Origin of the sequence: Pseudoalteromonas shioyasakiensis (assembly GCF_022398475.1) — a bacterium.
In the GTDB taxonomy this organism is placed as follows: domain Bacteria; phylum Pseudomonadota; class Gammaproteobacteria; order Enterobacterales; family Alteromonadaceae; genus Pseudoalteromonas.
Genome location: NZ_JAKEVM010000126.1, coordinates 1 through 12,605 on the forward strand (window position 1 = coordinate 1; position 12,605 = coordinate 12,605).

The following is a 12,605-nucleotide window of genomic DNA, read 5'->3' on the forward strand; positions in this document are numbered from 1 at the left end:
AAAAGATTGGTTGCGGGAGCCGGATTTGAACCGACGACCTTCGGGTTATGAGCCCGACGAGCTACCAGGCTGCTCCATCCCGCGCCTGAATATTAAGTTTATTTTACTTCTTGCTTAATTTAAGAAGTCAGCCAATTCAGAGAATTGGTTGCGGGAGCTGTGAAGGTGAAGAGTGAACCGACGACCTTTAAAGTTCCAACAATATACCAATCTTTTAAAAGATTGGTTGCGGGAGCCGGATTTGAACCGACGACCTTCGGGTTATGAGCCCGACGAGCTACCAGGCTGCTCCATCCCGCGCCTGAATATTAAGTTTATTTTACTTCTCACTTAATTTAAGAAGTTGGTTGCGGGAGCCGGATTTGAACCGACGACCTTCGGGTTATGAGCCCGACGAGCTACCAGGCTGCTCCATCCCGCGCCTGTATGTTTAGAGTCCCAGAAGCCGGATTTAAACCGACGACCTTCGACTTCAGGTATTAGCGAGTCCGACGAATGATTTATCATTCTGCTCCATCCCGCGCCTGTAATCTCTAAGTAACATAAGCATGTTATTGCAGCCCTGTTCCAGAGAGAGCGCTATCATATAGCAATAAGATGAGAAATCAAGGGTTATAGTGACAAATTTAATTCAAGCGAACAAAAAGCACACAAAACACCGTTAGAATGCACGCTGATGAGGACTAATCATTTTTTGCCACTCCCAATCAGGGTGACCCATCACGATAAAATCAGGGTTTTCTGTGCTTTCTCGTTGATTGTAAGTTAACGGGTTGAACTCGGCATCTGTAATACAGCCACCAGCTTCTTCGACAATCACTTGTGACGCACCAGTATCCCACTCACCCGTTGGCCCGATACGTAAAAAGCAGTCCGCTTTACCCTCAGCGATAATACACGCTTTTAATGAACATGAGCCTAATGCCACCGTCGCAAACTGAGTATTTAAATACTGGCTGACCGCTTCAATTTTTTGTCTGCGGCTTACAGCTAAGGTTAAATTATCCGGCGTTGCTACCGAAATTTGCTGATCTTGGCCATTTTCACGTTTAAACGCGCCATTTTGATAACTAGCAAAATAAGTCACTTGTTTCGCTGGCCAATGGATAACACCCAGTACTGGGCGATTATTTTCAACTAAAGCGATATTGACGGCAAAATCACCGCTTTCGAGAATAAACTCCCCGGTACCATCCATAGGATCAAGCAGCCAATAACGGTGCCAATCTTTTCTGTCTGCCAGCGCCGGAATGGGTGTTTCTTCTGACATAATTGGAATATCAGGGGCTATGGCTTTCAAACCAGCCATTAATACATCGTTCGATGCTAAGTCAGCCTTGGTGACCGGAGTATGATCTGACTTTTGCTCAGCACCAATATCATCCTGCTGATAAATGGCCATAATGGCATCGCCTGCTTGCTCAGCTAACCGAATACACGGTTCTAAAAAATCATTCATTGCCCGCTCCCGACTCTAAGTACTTTGTTAATAATAGCAAAGCTGCGACACTTCGTGCTTCAGTAAAGTCTTCTTGTTGCAATAATGATTGCCAATCAGTTATTGGCCATTTTACAACGACAAGCTGTTCTGGCTCATCACCAGGTAAGGTTTCAGGGTAGAGGTCTTCAGCATACAAAATATGCATCGTGGCATTAAAGTAACTTGGCGCCATGCTGACTTTTTTTAGTTCAGCGAAATGCTTGGCACCAAAACCAACTTCTTCTTTAAGCTCACGGTCTGCAGCTTGCTGTGGGGTTTCACCTGGGTCAATTAAGCCCTTTGGAAAACCCAACTGATAATCATTGGTGCCTGCACAATATTCTCGCACTAATAACAGTTCGTTATCGGCCGTTACTGGCACAATCATAACTGCCCCTCTGCCACCGCCACGAATTCTTTCGTATTGCCTTTGCTCATCATTTGAGAACTTCAATTCGAGAGATTCAACAGTAAATAGTCGACTTTTAGCGACAACTTCATTAGACAAAATTTGCGGTGGTGTAGGATGCTTTTTCTGTGTCATTGGCATTAATTTGCTATCATGGCAGTTATGCTCATCATAAATCTTTTAAAGTGAATTGCCTATGTTAAATTGGTCAAAAATCGATACTGTGTTGTTAGATATGGATGGCACCCTACTCGATTTGCATTACGATAATTACTTTTGGCTAACTGTTATTCCCGAGCAATATGCGCGTAAACATAAAATCAGCTTAGACGAAGCAAAAGCTGACATTTTACATCGTTATCAACAAGTTCACGGACAAATTAATTGGTACTGCTTAGATTATTGGCAACAACAACTTGATTTACCAATTATGGCGCTAAAACGTGACATACAACATTTAATCAGAATTCGTGAAGATGTTCCGCCGTTTTTAACTGAGCTTAGAAAAGCAGGCAAGCAATTGATCATGCTTACTAACGCACACCCAGATTGTGCCATGTTAAAGTTTGAACATACTGCTATCGATAATTACTTAGATGGTGTGATCTCAACTCATCAATATGGCGTGAGTAAAGAGCATCAACCATTATGGCAACAAGTACACCAAGAATGGCAGTTTGATAAGGAACGGACTTTATTTGTGGATGACAGCCCAGCCGTGCTAGATGCGGCAAAAGAGTTTGGTATTGGTCATATACTTGCGGTTGCCAACCCTGATAGTCAGCAACCGCATAAGCAGTTCGATGGCTTTTTATCAACCATCGATTTTCGCGAGCTTATACCCGTTGAATGATTACTTCGGGTAACGCTGCTCTAAGCCTTGATATACAAGTTTTGCAAAATCTGCATGCTCTGTATCTAGGCTTTTTACCACTTCAACCAAGTGCTCGTTATCTTCTTGGCCATTCCACACCTTGATATAGCTACCGTCTTTGTAGCCATGATCTTGGCGGAAGAAATTCAAGGTGTTTTTACCAACGTAGCCACGGTATAAATCATCGATATCCATACCGATTTGCGCCATACAACCTGCAAATGCAGCTGCATTAAAACTCTTTTCAGCGACTGCTGACGCGGCTAATAATTCGAGTGTTTGTTTAAAGTCATCGGCTTGAACTGGTGCACTTAACTCAGCTTCAAGTTGCGCAGCTAACTGCTCATAGCTGGTTTCACCATCAATGCGTAAAGATAAACCAAAATGGAAAATATCAACTAACTCTAAAATAACTTGTTCTGTATCTGGGGTTTGTTTCTTCCACCACTTCCAACCGTAGTGGTCAAGCATTTCAGCACACTCAACCCAAATTGCACGATACCATTCAAAACCTTGGCTAAACCATTGCTCATGAACTTTGGTATTCATCGCATTTTGCATCTCGAGCATAACAACGAGTTTTTGTAAATTAGCAGACATTCTTTATCCCAACTTGCATTTTTTATTTGCCTATATACTACAGTTAAATTTGAGTTTGATGTAGGTAAAGATGAAATAAATCCCGCAACAATCAGGTCATCTTTGCAGTTGATAAAAATAACCGAGGAAGCCCATGTTTAAATCTCTATTCATTAGTGCACTGTTTGTACTATCAAGCCACGTTATCGCTGCAACTGCGACTAATATTGCCGAGTCAGCAGAGCAAGTTAGTCCGTTATTACCTGGCTTAACGGTGCCAAATGTTGAATTGAAAGACCAATACGGTAAAACCGTCTCGCTAGCTGAGCGCTTTAAAGAAAAAACTACCGTGCTGATTGTTTATCGTGGTGGCTGGTGCCCATATTGTTCAAAACAATTGGCCAGCGTGCAAAAAATTGAGAAAGAATTAGCAAGCTTAGACGCGCAACTAATTGCCGTTTCACCAGATAGCCCTGAAAAACTCGCTGAAACAAAAATTACAGCTCCTAGCTATCAATTGCTTTCTGACGACAGCCTTACTTTGGCGCAAACGTTAGGTTTAGCATTTTATTTAGATGACAAAACAGCAAAGATTTACCGCAATAAGCTTGGGGTTAACTTTGTCTCGTTAGAAGGTGAGCCGAAAGTAGCACTGCCTGTACCCGCAGTATTCGTGTTAGATACAAATGGGTTAGTTCATTTTCAATACGCCAACCCAAATTACAAAGTACGCTTAACAGAAGATTTATTACTAGCTGCTGTTAAATCAGTGAGTGAGCAATAAATTAGCTACCGATAAGCAGAACATGTGTCTGCTTACCGGCCTTGTGTAAATTCTTGCCAAGATTCAATTAAATCAACAAAATCTTCAAAGCCACAGCCACTGCACAGGCCTTCTTCTTCAAGCATTAAATCATCATCTTGGTAGGCAACTAAGTCTTCGTTATCTTGATGTAATGCATGTGCTTCGAACAGCGCTTCATCTTTACTTAAGATCAAATCAATTTCTTGACCTTGTAAGGTTAAAGGCTCATGACTGTTCTTAACAGCAGAGATCAACGCTTGCACCATCGCAATTTTTTCTTTTCCGACTTCTTCGTTTAGCCAACGGCCTATGATGGCGTGTTCAGAGGAAATTTTAATGCGTAAACCGCTAATAGGGTCGCGGATAAATTGATATTCCATGGAGGGTACTCTTAATACGTTATCTGCTAATTATACCGTTTGCAGCTAAACGTGGCGAGTTTAGTCGCCTTAAAACAACTCGAGCGCCTAAGTGGCGCTCGTGTTTGTGCTAATTAAATAGCTAGAGTCGCGACTTGAAGCGTGCAGCATCAATAATCGCCCATAGGTATACGATTGGCAGTAGAATAAAACCAACTGCCACATAAATTAGTGCACCACTAATAACCCATGCTAAAAAGAATGCAATAGCCGCCATTAAACGACCTTGTACCAATTGTCCTAAACCAGGAAAAAAGATATTACATATTGCTGCGATTACATTACCGCCAGAACCTTGCTCTGCCATACTAACCTCTGTAGTTTTTAATGATTATACTTTTTATAATCACACTTTATGCCAACTTATTATGACTTACAAATCAAAGTGTTAAAAAGTAGCGTTATTTTAATTTTAGTTCTTTTTGCTAAAAATCGGTCAAATTCACAATTTTCATTTACAATTTTAATAACTTGCCAAAATAGCTGTTTATAAAAACAGTATTTTATTTAGCCTTGCATAAACACCTGTTATACTCCACCCATTATAGATTGAAAAGGCGTAACGATGGACGTTTCTGAATTACTCGATGGCTTAAATGACAAACAACGGGATGCAGTCGCAGCCCCATTGCAAAATATGCTGGTACTTGCAGGTGCAGGTTCTGGTAAAACTCGAGTACTTGTTCATCGCATCGCATGGCTCATGCAAGTTGAGCAAGCTTCTGCATACAGCATCTTTGCGGTAACCTTCACTAACAAAGCCGCGAAAGAAATGCGTACCCGTGTAGAAGAAACGTTAAAAGCACCGGTTGGTGGTATGTGGATTGGTACCTTCCACGGCTTATCTCATCGTATTTTACGCGCCCATCACCGTGAAGCGAACTTGCCTGAAAGCTTTCAAATCTTAGATTCTGACGATCAACAACGCATGATCAAACGCTTACTCAAAGCGATGAACATCGATGATAAAAAATGGCCAGCAAAACAATTTGGCTGGTATATCAGCGCGAAAAAAGATGAAGGTCTACGTCCTAAAGACATTCAAGCCTACGATATTAATGAGCAAATGATGCTGAAAGTCTATGCTGCATATCAAGAGGCTTGTGACCGTGCAGGTTTAGTCGACTTTGCAGAAATACTGCTGCGCTGCTACGAAGTACTTAAGAATCACCCAACACTTTTACGTCACTATCAACAGCGTTTTGCCCACATGCTGGTAGACGAGTTCCAGGATACCAATACAATCCAGTACGCTTGGTTAAAATTACTCGCAGGTAACACCAACAGTATTATGATCGTAGGTGATGATGACCAAAGTATCTATGGCTGGCGTGGCGCAAAAATTGAAAATATCAAACGCTTCTTAACTGACTTCGAAGCCGAAACCATTCGCCTTGAACAAAATTACCGTTCAACGGCAACAATCTTAAAAGCATCAAATGCGCTGATCAAAAACAATGCTGAACGCATGGGTAAAAGCCTTTGGACAGACGGCAATGATGGTGAGCCTATTTCTGTTTACGCTGCGTTTAATGAATTAGACGAAGCACGCTTTGTCAGCAGCAAACTACGTAGCTGGCTAAATGCAGGTAATGCATTACAAGACGCCGCGATTTTATACCGTAACAACGCGCAATCTCGTGTACTCGAAGAAGCAATGCTACAAGAAGGTTTAAAATACCGCATTTACGGCGGTATGCGCTTCTTCGAACGTCAAGAGATCAAAGATGCGCTTTCATATTTACGTTTAGTGGGTAACCGTCAAGATGACGCTGCTTTCGAGCGCGTTATTAACACCCCAGCCCGCGGCATTGGTGATAAAACGCTAAGTCATATCCGTGATTGCGCGCGCAATGAGTCATTGCCACTTTGGTATGCCGCAAAAGCAATTGTAGAGCAACAACACCTATCTGGCCGTGCAGCAAGTGCCGTCACTAAATTCTTAGAACTTGTTGAGCATATCGAAGATAAAATCAGCGATCTCACCTTAGAAGAGCAAGCGAAATATGCCATTCAAACCTCAGGTTTAATGGCAATGTATCAAGCTGAAAAAGGTGAAAAAGGCCGTGCCCGCGTAGAAAACTTAGAAGAGCTTATTAGTGCTTGTGGTCAATATGAACTCCCAGAAGATGAAGAGTTCAGCTCACCACTACAGGGCTTTTTGGCTTATACCTCACTAGAGTCTGGCGAAGGTCAAGCTGACGAGCACGAAGATGCGGTGCAAATGATGACTCTGCATTCAGCAAAAGGCCTAGAATTCCCATTGGTATTTATGGTTGGTGTTGAAGAGGGCATGTTCCCATCACAACAAAGTAATGAAGAGTCTGGTCGTTTAGAAGAAGAACGCCGCCTCTGCTATGTTGGTATGACTCGCGCGATGGAAAAACTATATATTAGCCATGCAGAAAGTCGCCGTTTATACGGACAAGAAAAGTACCATAGCCCATCACGCTTTTTACGTGAAATGCCTGAAGACTGTATCGAAGAAATCCGTATTAAAACACAGGTTTCAAGACCGCCAGCGGCAGGTCGCTTTAGTCCATCAGTAACACATGCCGCATTTGAAGATAGCGGCTTTAACTTAGGACAACGCGTATTACACGCCAAGTTCGGCGCAGGAACCGTACTCAATTACGAAGGTAGCGGCGCACAGTCACGTATTCAAGTGAACTTTGATGACCTAGGCAGCAAATGGCTTGTAACACAGTATGCAAGACTTCAAGCCTTATAATGAGTACTTAACAGCACTGTGTAATGAGCTGGTGATTGCAAAGCATCGCCAGCTTGTCATTGTGCAAGGCAGCGAAACTTGGTGCTACCAGTTTGCAAACCAATTAGCGCTCAAAAATACCTATGTTTTCAGTAGCAGCTCATTATTAGCAAATAGTGAGTTTCCAAAACATGCTCACCAAATTCTTGGCCAAGAGTTTCAACACGCAATTTTTGATGGTTTTAGCGGCTTATATGCCGATAAACTCGCAGCGCTTGCAGGTACCGTAAAAGCAGGTGGTGTACTGATACTGTTGCTGCCCGATGACCGCAAGTGGCAAGACCCTGCACTCACTAGTATTACCTCTTATGGCCAAGTGATTAAACACAGCTTTTTTAATCAGCGTTTATTCTCCAAGCTAAAGTTGCAGCCACATTATTTTACTGAACACTCGCTCCCTGCTTACCAATCAGTATCGCCAGCAACTGCTGAGATAAATCATCAGCAACAACAAGCATGTGTTGAGCAAATTATTAAAACCGCAACAGGGCGCGCTAATCGCCCTTTTGTAATCAGTGCGGACCGAGGTCGCGGCAAGTCTGCTGCTTTAGGGCTTGCAGCAGCAAATCTTCAAGGTAAAAAAATCCTTATTTGCGCCACGCAAGTCAAAGCCGTACAAACAAGCTTTAAGCATTTAGCTGCTGAGCTTGGTGTTAGCAAAGAGCAAAACTTTAAGCAACTAGCTAATCTTAGCTATATTGCGCCAGATACACTGCTAAACGAAAAACCTGTCTGCGATCTGTTATTTGTCGACGAAGCAGCGGCGATTCCGGTTCCTATGCTATTAGAGATACTAAAAAGTTATCCACGAATCGTATTTGCTAGCACTATGGTTGGTTATGAAGGAAATGGGCGTGGTTACACGTTACGCTTTTTACATTACTTACGTAGCCAATATAAATCGCTAAAGGCAGTTACTCTGGATGAACCTATTCGTTTTGCTAAACATGACCCCCTCGAAAATAGCCTACGCGAACTATTACTACTCGATGCAAAGTACCTAGATACGCAGAGTGGTAAGTCTTACCAATTTGAAAATATAAGCAAAGATCAACTCGTTGAAGATGAGCAGCTGCTTAGCCAAATTATGGCGCTACTGGCGCTGGCTCATTACCAAACCACAGTAAATGACTTACGCCAATTGCTTGATGCCCCAGAGTTACAGCTATCGATCTGCAAACAAGAAAATGCATTAAAAGCCGTTTGCTTAATTGCTATTGAAGGTGGCTTAGCACCAGAAATCGCAGAGCAAGTAATAAAAGGAAAGCGCAGGCCTCATGGTCATTTAATGGCGCAAACTCTGACTCAATTGAGCCGAAATACAGAAGACTTGTGTAAACGCTCAGCGAGAGTTGTGAGAATAGCTGTTGCACCTGAATGTCATCAACAAGGTATTGGCTCAGCCCTGTTAAACTACTGCGAAAGCCAATTAAATAATTGCAGTTATTTTGGTGCCAGTTTTGGCGCAAATGCAGCGTTAGTTAAGTTTTGGCAAAGTAATGGCTTTAATATTGTTAAGCTTGGATTTAGTCATGACAAAGCAACGGCTGAACATGCTGCTTTAGTGATTAAAGCGTTAGATAAGCAAAGCACAAATAGCGCAGCACTCTTAATAGAGGAATTTAAACAAGACCTGTCTTTACAACTCCTTGGTCACTTTAGCTCACTTCCTTGGCAGCTTATTGCAGAATTATTCAAAGGCTTACCAAAAAGCTCCTTATCTTCTGCCTTAAATACAAGAGCTGAGCGACTGTTAACCGGTGACATTAACATCTTCCAAGTACAGCCATTGCTATGGAAAATGATTTGGAGCACACCAATTAGTCTAAATTTATTAGATGAACATACAAAATTCATCCTTATTCGACTAGTATTACAGCAAACCTCTGTAAATAGCTTAATCGAAGAAGCCGGTTTTACAGGTAAAAAAGACTTAGACTCACAGTTCAAAACCGCAGTGCAAGGTTGGTATGCTCACTATAAATCACTTCAAAATAACAGCTATTAAGTGTTTAAGTATTTGTACCTTGCTGCTATCTCAGATAGCTTTAGCTGAACACTCACAGCCTACCATTAAACTCGGAATGTCCACTGCGCTCACAGGACCTGCAAAGCAAATAGGCGAACAACTGGCGCTTGGCAGTAATATTTACTTTAATAAAATCAACAAAGAAAACGGTGTTAACGGCCAAAGTATCGACCTGATATTAGCTGATGATGGCTACGAGCCAAAAAATACCGTAGTGAATACCCGCGAGTTTTTATTTGACCAAAAAATCCATGCGATTTTTGGCTCTATGGGCACACCAACAGCCCATGCAATTAAGCCCCTGCTAGATAGACACCGTATTCCATTTCTCATGCCATTTACAGGCGCTGACTTTTTACATAACAGCTCAATGCCAAATGTATTTAATCTTCGTGCGAGCTACCAAGATGAAGCCATAGAGCAAATTAACTACCTAGTTAAAGAACGTAAGCATGAAAAAATTGGTTTAATGATCCAAGCCGATGAGTTTGGTTATATGGTAGAGAGCAATCTCGTTAACGCCCTAAAAATACATGGTATTAAACCTGTAGAAGTCACGCGATTTAAGCGCAATAGTGATGATATTTCAAAAGCTTTAGCGCTTCTAAAAAAAAGTAATGCAACCGCAATTTGTTTAGTCGGTACCTACAAGCCTCTCGCTGAATTTGTTAACGCTGCAAACAAACAAAGCTTCAACCCAGACTATACTTCGGTGTCTTTTGTATCGAGTCATGATTTATATCAGCGAATTAAGCAGCCCGCCAACATTATGGTCACTGAAGTGGTTCCCGACCCTAATAACTGTAAAAACCCTTGGTGTAAGCAGTTTATTGAAGATATCGAGCCTTATCACACGAGTGCGAATAGAATTATATTTGAAGGTTATTTGAATGCCGTTGCATTGGTTAGCGCTGCCCAAAAATGTCCAACGCCTCTAAACAATCAATGTCTGCTGACTGAGCTAAATCGTCTCTTTACTGACACATCAGATTTCGCTGATCTATTTAACACTCACACTGCGGGAAATAACAAAAAAATCTACCGCTCATATTTTAAAAGTAATTAGGTTAAACTACGACTAAATTACAATAATGTTCTATGCTATAGAGACTTAACAAGGCTTTGAGGGAAATATGGATCTGATTAATTTTCGAGTTGGCCAAAAGACCATTTCACTAAAAATTCTCGATATTCTTCTAACCGAGCGTTACGAAGGAAACTTAACGTCGTTGCCAAATGAAAATAAAAGCTTCATTGGAGTTAAAGATTATATGGAAACTCCAACGCCTATCTTTGATTTAGGAATTGTATTAAACAATCACTCAACCAAAGAAACCAATGCCGAATTATCTGACCTTTTAGTCGAAAGAGAAAAAGACCATTTAGATTGGCTAGATGCCTTAGAAAATAGCCTAGTAACAGGTGCACCTTTTACAAAAGCCACAGATCCAGACAAATGTGCATTCGGTCGTTGGTATAACAACTTTGAAACCGATAACGAAGACTTACAAAGTATCTTAGCCAAGTTTGATAAGCCACACCGTGAATTACATGCTATGGCCGGTGAGTTATTAGAATTGCAAAAAAGCCAACCTCACGACAAGGTGATTAGCCTATTTGCAGAGAAAAAGCGCCAAACATTCAACCAGCTTATTAGATTGTTTGAATCGGCACGTGAGCAGATCATTCTTGATTACAAGCCTATCATCATCTTCACCACAAAAGACGGTATAACACCTCATATAGGGCTTCTAGTCGACAAAGTAGAAGACAACATCAATGTGAAGAAAGAAGATATCAAACCGTTAGACCAACTTACCTCGGTTGGTTTTGATGTTGATCCGCAAACTAAAAACATGATGCGCGGACTAATCAAAATGAAGCATAAACACAGCTTGTTATTAGACCCAAGTGCCATCTTCCGCCCAGAGCACCTCATGCGCCACGAAGCAGAAGAAACCGAAGAGTATGGGCTTTTTTAGTCGCTAGTTAGCGAGTTAGAAAGAGTAAAGTTAGTGAGGGGAAAGTTGAAAGGCCTGGCGTAGGTTGGGTAGAGCGAAGCGAAACCCAACACATCACAGAGCTATCAGCTTTCAGCGTTCAGCCGCGCGGTGTGGGTGTTTGGTGCTGCGTCTTCCTCTGCCGGAGGTTCTAGGTTCTAGGTTCTAGGTTCTAGGTTCTAGGCAAAGTGTACTTGTTGGAATGGCTTTAGCCATGAATGTGTTTGTAAAGGTCTGAATTCGGCACTGAAGTACCTCCTACGGGGTTTTGTTGCTATGGGTGACTCTGTACTACATTCCCTGTAGATCAACTGACATCTAATGTCTAACCTTCTCATCACGTAGGAATGGCTTTAGCCATGAATGTGTTTGTTCTGGTCTAGATTCGGCACTGAAGTGCCTCCTACGGGGTTTGTTGCTGAGGGTGACTCAGTTACCTAACAACCCGGTAGATCAACTGACATCTAATATCTAACGTCTAACCTTCTCATCACGTAGGAATGGCTTTAGCCATGAATGTGTTTTTATGGTCTGAATTCGGCACTGAAGTGCCTCCTACGGGGGGTGTTGCTGAGGGAGTCTCTGTACAGGACAACCCCACATTTCAACTGACGTCTGATGGCTGAAAGCTGACAGCTAAAACGCAAAAAAGCCCGACTCTTTCGAATCGGGCTTTCTTTAATTTGGAGCCTGGCGATGACCTACTTTCACATAGCAGCTGCTACACTATCATCGGCGCTGTTTCGTTTCACTACTGAGTTCGGCATGGGGTCAGGTGGGTCCAAAACGCTATTGTCACCAAGCAAAAGGCGTGGAAAGGATTCTCGACAAAGCGCGTAGCGYTTACGAGTCCTTTGCGCAAGGTGAACTGATTTCGCGTTAAGCGTTGCGGTTCACCCTACATAAATCTGGAAATCTGATATTTTCTTACAGCTTAAAGCTTATGGCTTACAGCTTCGTAAAATCTACTTTAGTAACTTAACTTCTGTTCGTTACGCTGTCATAAAACGCGTTTGGCGTTGTATGGTTAAGCCTCACGGGTAATTAGTACAGGTTAGCTTAATGGCTCGCACCACTTCCACATCCTGCCTATCAACGTTGTAGTCTTCAACGGCCCTTCAGAGACTTTAAAAGTCTAGTGAGAACTCATCTCGAGGCCTGCTTCGCGCTTAGATGCTTTCAGCGCTTATCAGTTCCGAACGTAGCTACCGGGCAGTGCCATTGGCATGACAACCCGAAC

General features: G+C 42.2%; 11 protein-coding genes, 3 tRNA genes and 2 rRNA genes. 6 read left to right on the top strand and 10 right to left on the bottom strand.

The window, feature by feature from the left end:
- Positions 1 to 7 precede the first annotated feature (7 nt).
- The 5 genes from L1D51_RS17130 to nudE all read right to left on the bottom strand — a co-directional run bounded on the left by L1D51_RS17130 (position 8) and on the right by nudE (position 2,024).
- A tRNA-Met gene (locus L1D51_RS17130) sits at positions 8 to 84 on the bottom strand.
- A gap of 139 nt (positions 85 to 223) precedes the next feature.
- Positions 224 to 300, bottom strand: a tRNA-Met gene (locus L1D51_RS17135).
- Between the two features lie 44 nt (positions 301 to 344).
- Positions 345 to 421, bottom strand: a tRNA-Met gene (locus tag L1D51_RS17140).
- A 240-nt stretch (positions 422 to 661) separates the two neighbouring features.
- Positions 662 to 1,459, bottom strand: a complete 798-nt coding sequence (cysQ, locus tag L1D51_RS17145; RefSeq protein WP_055021754.1) for a 3'(2'),5'-bisphosphate nucleotidase CysQ — start codon at positions 1,457 to 1,459, stop codon at positions 662 to 664.
- Positions 1,452 to 2,024 carry an ADP compounds hydrolase NudE gene (gene nudE, locus L1D51_RS17150; protein ID WP_239964310.1) on the bottom strand — a complete coding sequence of 191 codons (573 nt, stop codon included), beginning with the start codon at positions 2,022 to 2,024 and terminating at the stop codon, positions 1,452 to 1,454. Before nudE ends, cysQ begins: the two co-directional genes overlap by 8 nt.
- A 61-nt stretch (positions 2,025 to 2,085) precedes the next feature.
- Between nudE and yrfG the strand changes: the two genes are divergently transcribed.
- Positions 2,086 to 2,742, top strand: coding sequence for a GMP/IMP nucleotidase (yrfG, locus tag L1D51_RS17155; protein WP_054563941.1), 657 nt, complete (start codon positions 2,086 to 2,088; stop codon positions 2,740 to 2,742).
- On the opposite strand, the gene L1D51_RS17160 is transcribed toward yrfG, so the two are convergent.
- Entirely contained in the window at positions 2,743 to 3,363 is a 621-nt protein-coding gene (locus L1D51_RS17160) for a dUTP diphosphatase (RefSeq protein ID WP_055199370.1), read from the bottom strand.
- Between the two features lie 133 nt (positions 3,364 to 3,496).
- On the opposite strand from L1D51_RS17160, the gene L1D51_RS17165 reads away from it, so the two are divergent.
- On the top strand, positions 3,497 to 4,126 hold the full coding sequence (locus tag L1D51_RS17165) for a peroxiredoxin-like family protein (protein WP_054563943.1): 630 nt from the start codon (positions 3,497 to 3,499) through the stop codon (positions 4,124 to 4,126).
- A gap of 32 nt (positions 4,127 to 4,158) precedes the next feature.
- Here the strand turns inward: L1D51_RS17165 and L1D51_RS17170 are convergent, their stop codons facing one another.
- Together L1D51_RS17170 and L1D51_RS17175 are read right to left on the bottom strand one after the other, a co-directional pair.
- Positions 4,159 to 4,527 (bottom strand): YacL family protein, encoded by a 369-nt coding sequence (locus tag L1D51_RS17170; RefSeq protein ID WP_054563944.1) that lies wholly within the window; start codon positions 4,525 to 4,527, stop codon positions 4,159 to 4,161.
- Positions 4,528 to 4,648: 121 nt separating this feature from the next.
- Positions 4,649 to 4,873 (bottom strand): hypothetical protein, encoded by a 225-nt coding sequence (locus L1D51_RS17175; protein WP_054554878.1) that lies wholly within the window; start codon positions 4,871 to 4,873, stop codon positions 4,649 to 4,651.
- A 258-nt stretch (positions 4,874 to 5,131) separates the two neighbouring features.
- Between L1D51_RS17175 and uvrD the strand changes: the two genes are divergently transcribed.
- From uvrD to L1D51_RS17195, 4 genes are all read left to right on the top strand, one after another.
- Positions 5,132 to 7,297: a DNA helicase II gene (gene uvrD / locus L1D51_RS17180; protein ID WP_054563945.1), complete on the top strand. Its 2,166-nt coding sequence runs from the start codon at positions 5,132 to 5,134 to the stop codon at positions 7,295 to 7,297.
- Entirely contained in the window at positions 7,275 to 9,344 is a 2,070-nt protein-coding gene (locus L1D51_RS17185; RefSeq protein WP_239964312.1) for a GNAT family N-acetyltransferase, read from the top strand. Before uvrD ends, L1D51_RS17185 begins: the two co-directional genes overlap by 23 nt.
- Entirely contained in the window at positions 9,307 to 10,431 is a 1,125-nt protein-coding gene (locus L1D51_RS17190) for an ABC transporter substrate-binding protein (protein ID WP_275669206.1), read from the top strand. The genes L1D51_RS17185 and L1D51_RS17190 overlap by 38 nt, the downstream gene beginning before the upstream one ends.
- 67 nt (positions 10,432 to 10,498) lie before the next feature.
- The gene (locus tag L1D51_RS17195; protein ID WP_239964315.1) at positions 10,499 to 11,347 is read left to right on the top strand and encodes a CZB domain-containing protein; all 849 of its coding nucleotides are present in this window, start codon (positions 10,499 to 10,501) and stop codon (positions 11,345 to 11,347) included.
- Between the two features lie 706 nt (positions 11,348 to 12,053).
- On the opposite strand, the gene rrf is transcribed toward L1D51_RS17195, so the two are convergent.
- Both rrf and L1D51_RS17205 read right to left on the bottom strand, forming a co-directional pair.
- Positions 12,054 to 12,168, bottom strand: a 5S ribosomal RNA gene (rrf, locus tag L1D51_RS17200).
- Between the two features lie 220 nt (positions 12,169 to 12,388).
- Positions 12,389 to 12,605 (bottom strand): 23S ribosomal RNA (locus tag L1D51_RS17205); the annotation flags it as partial.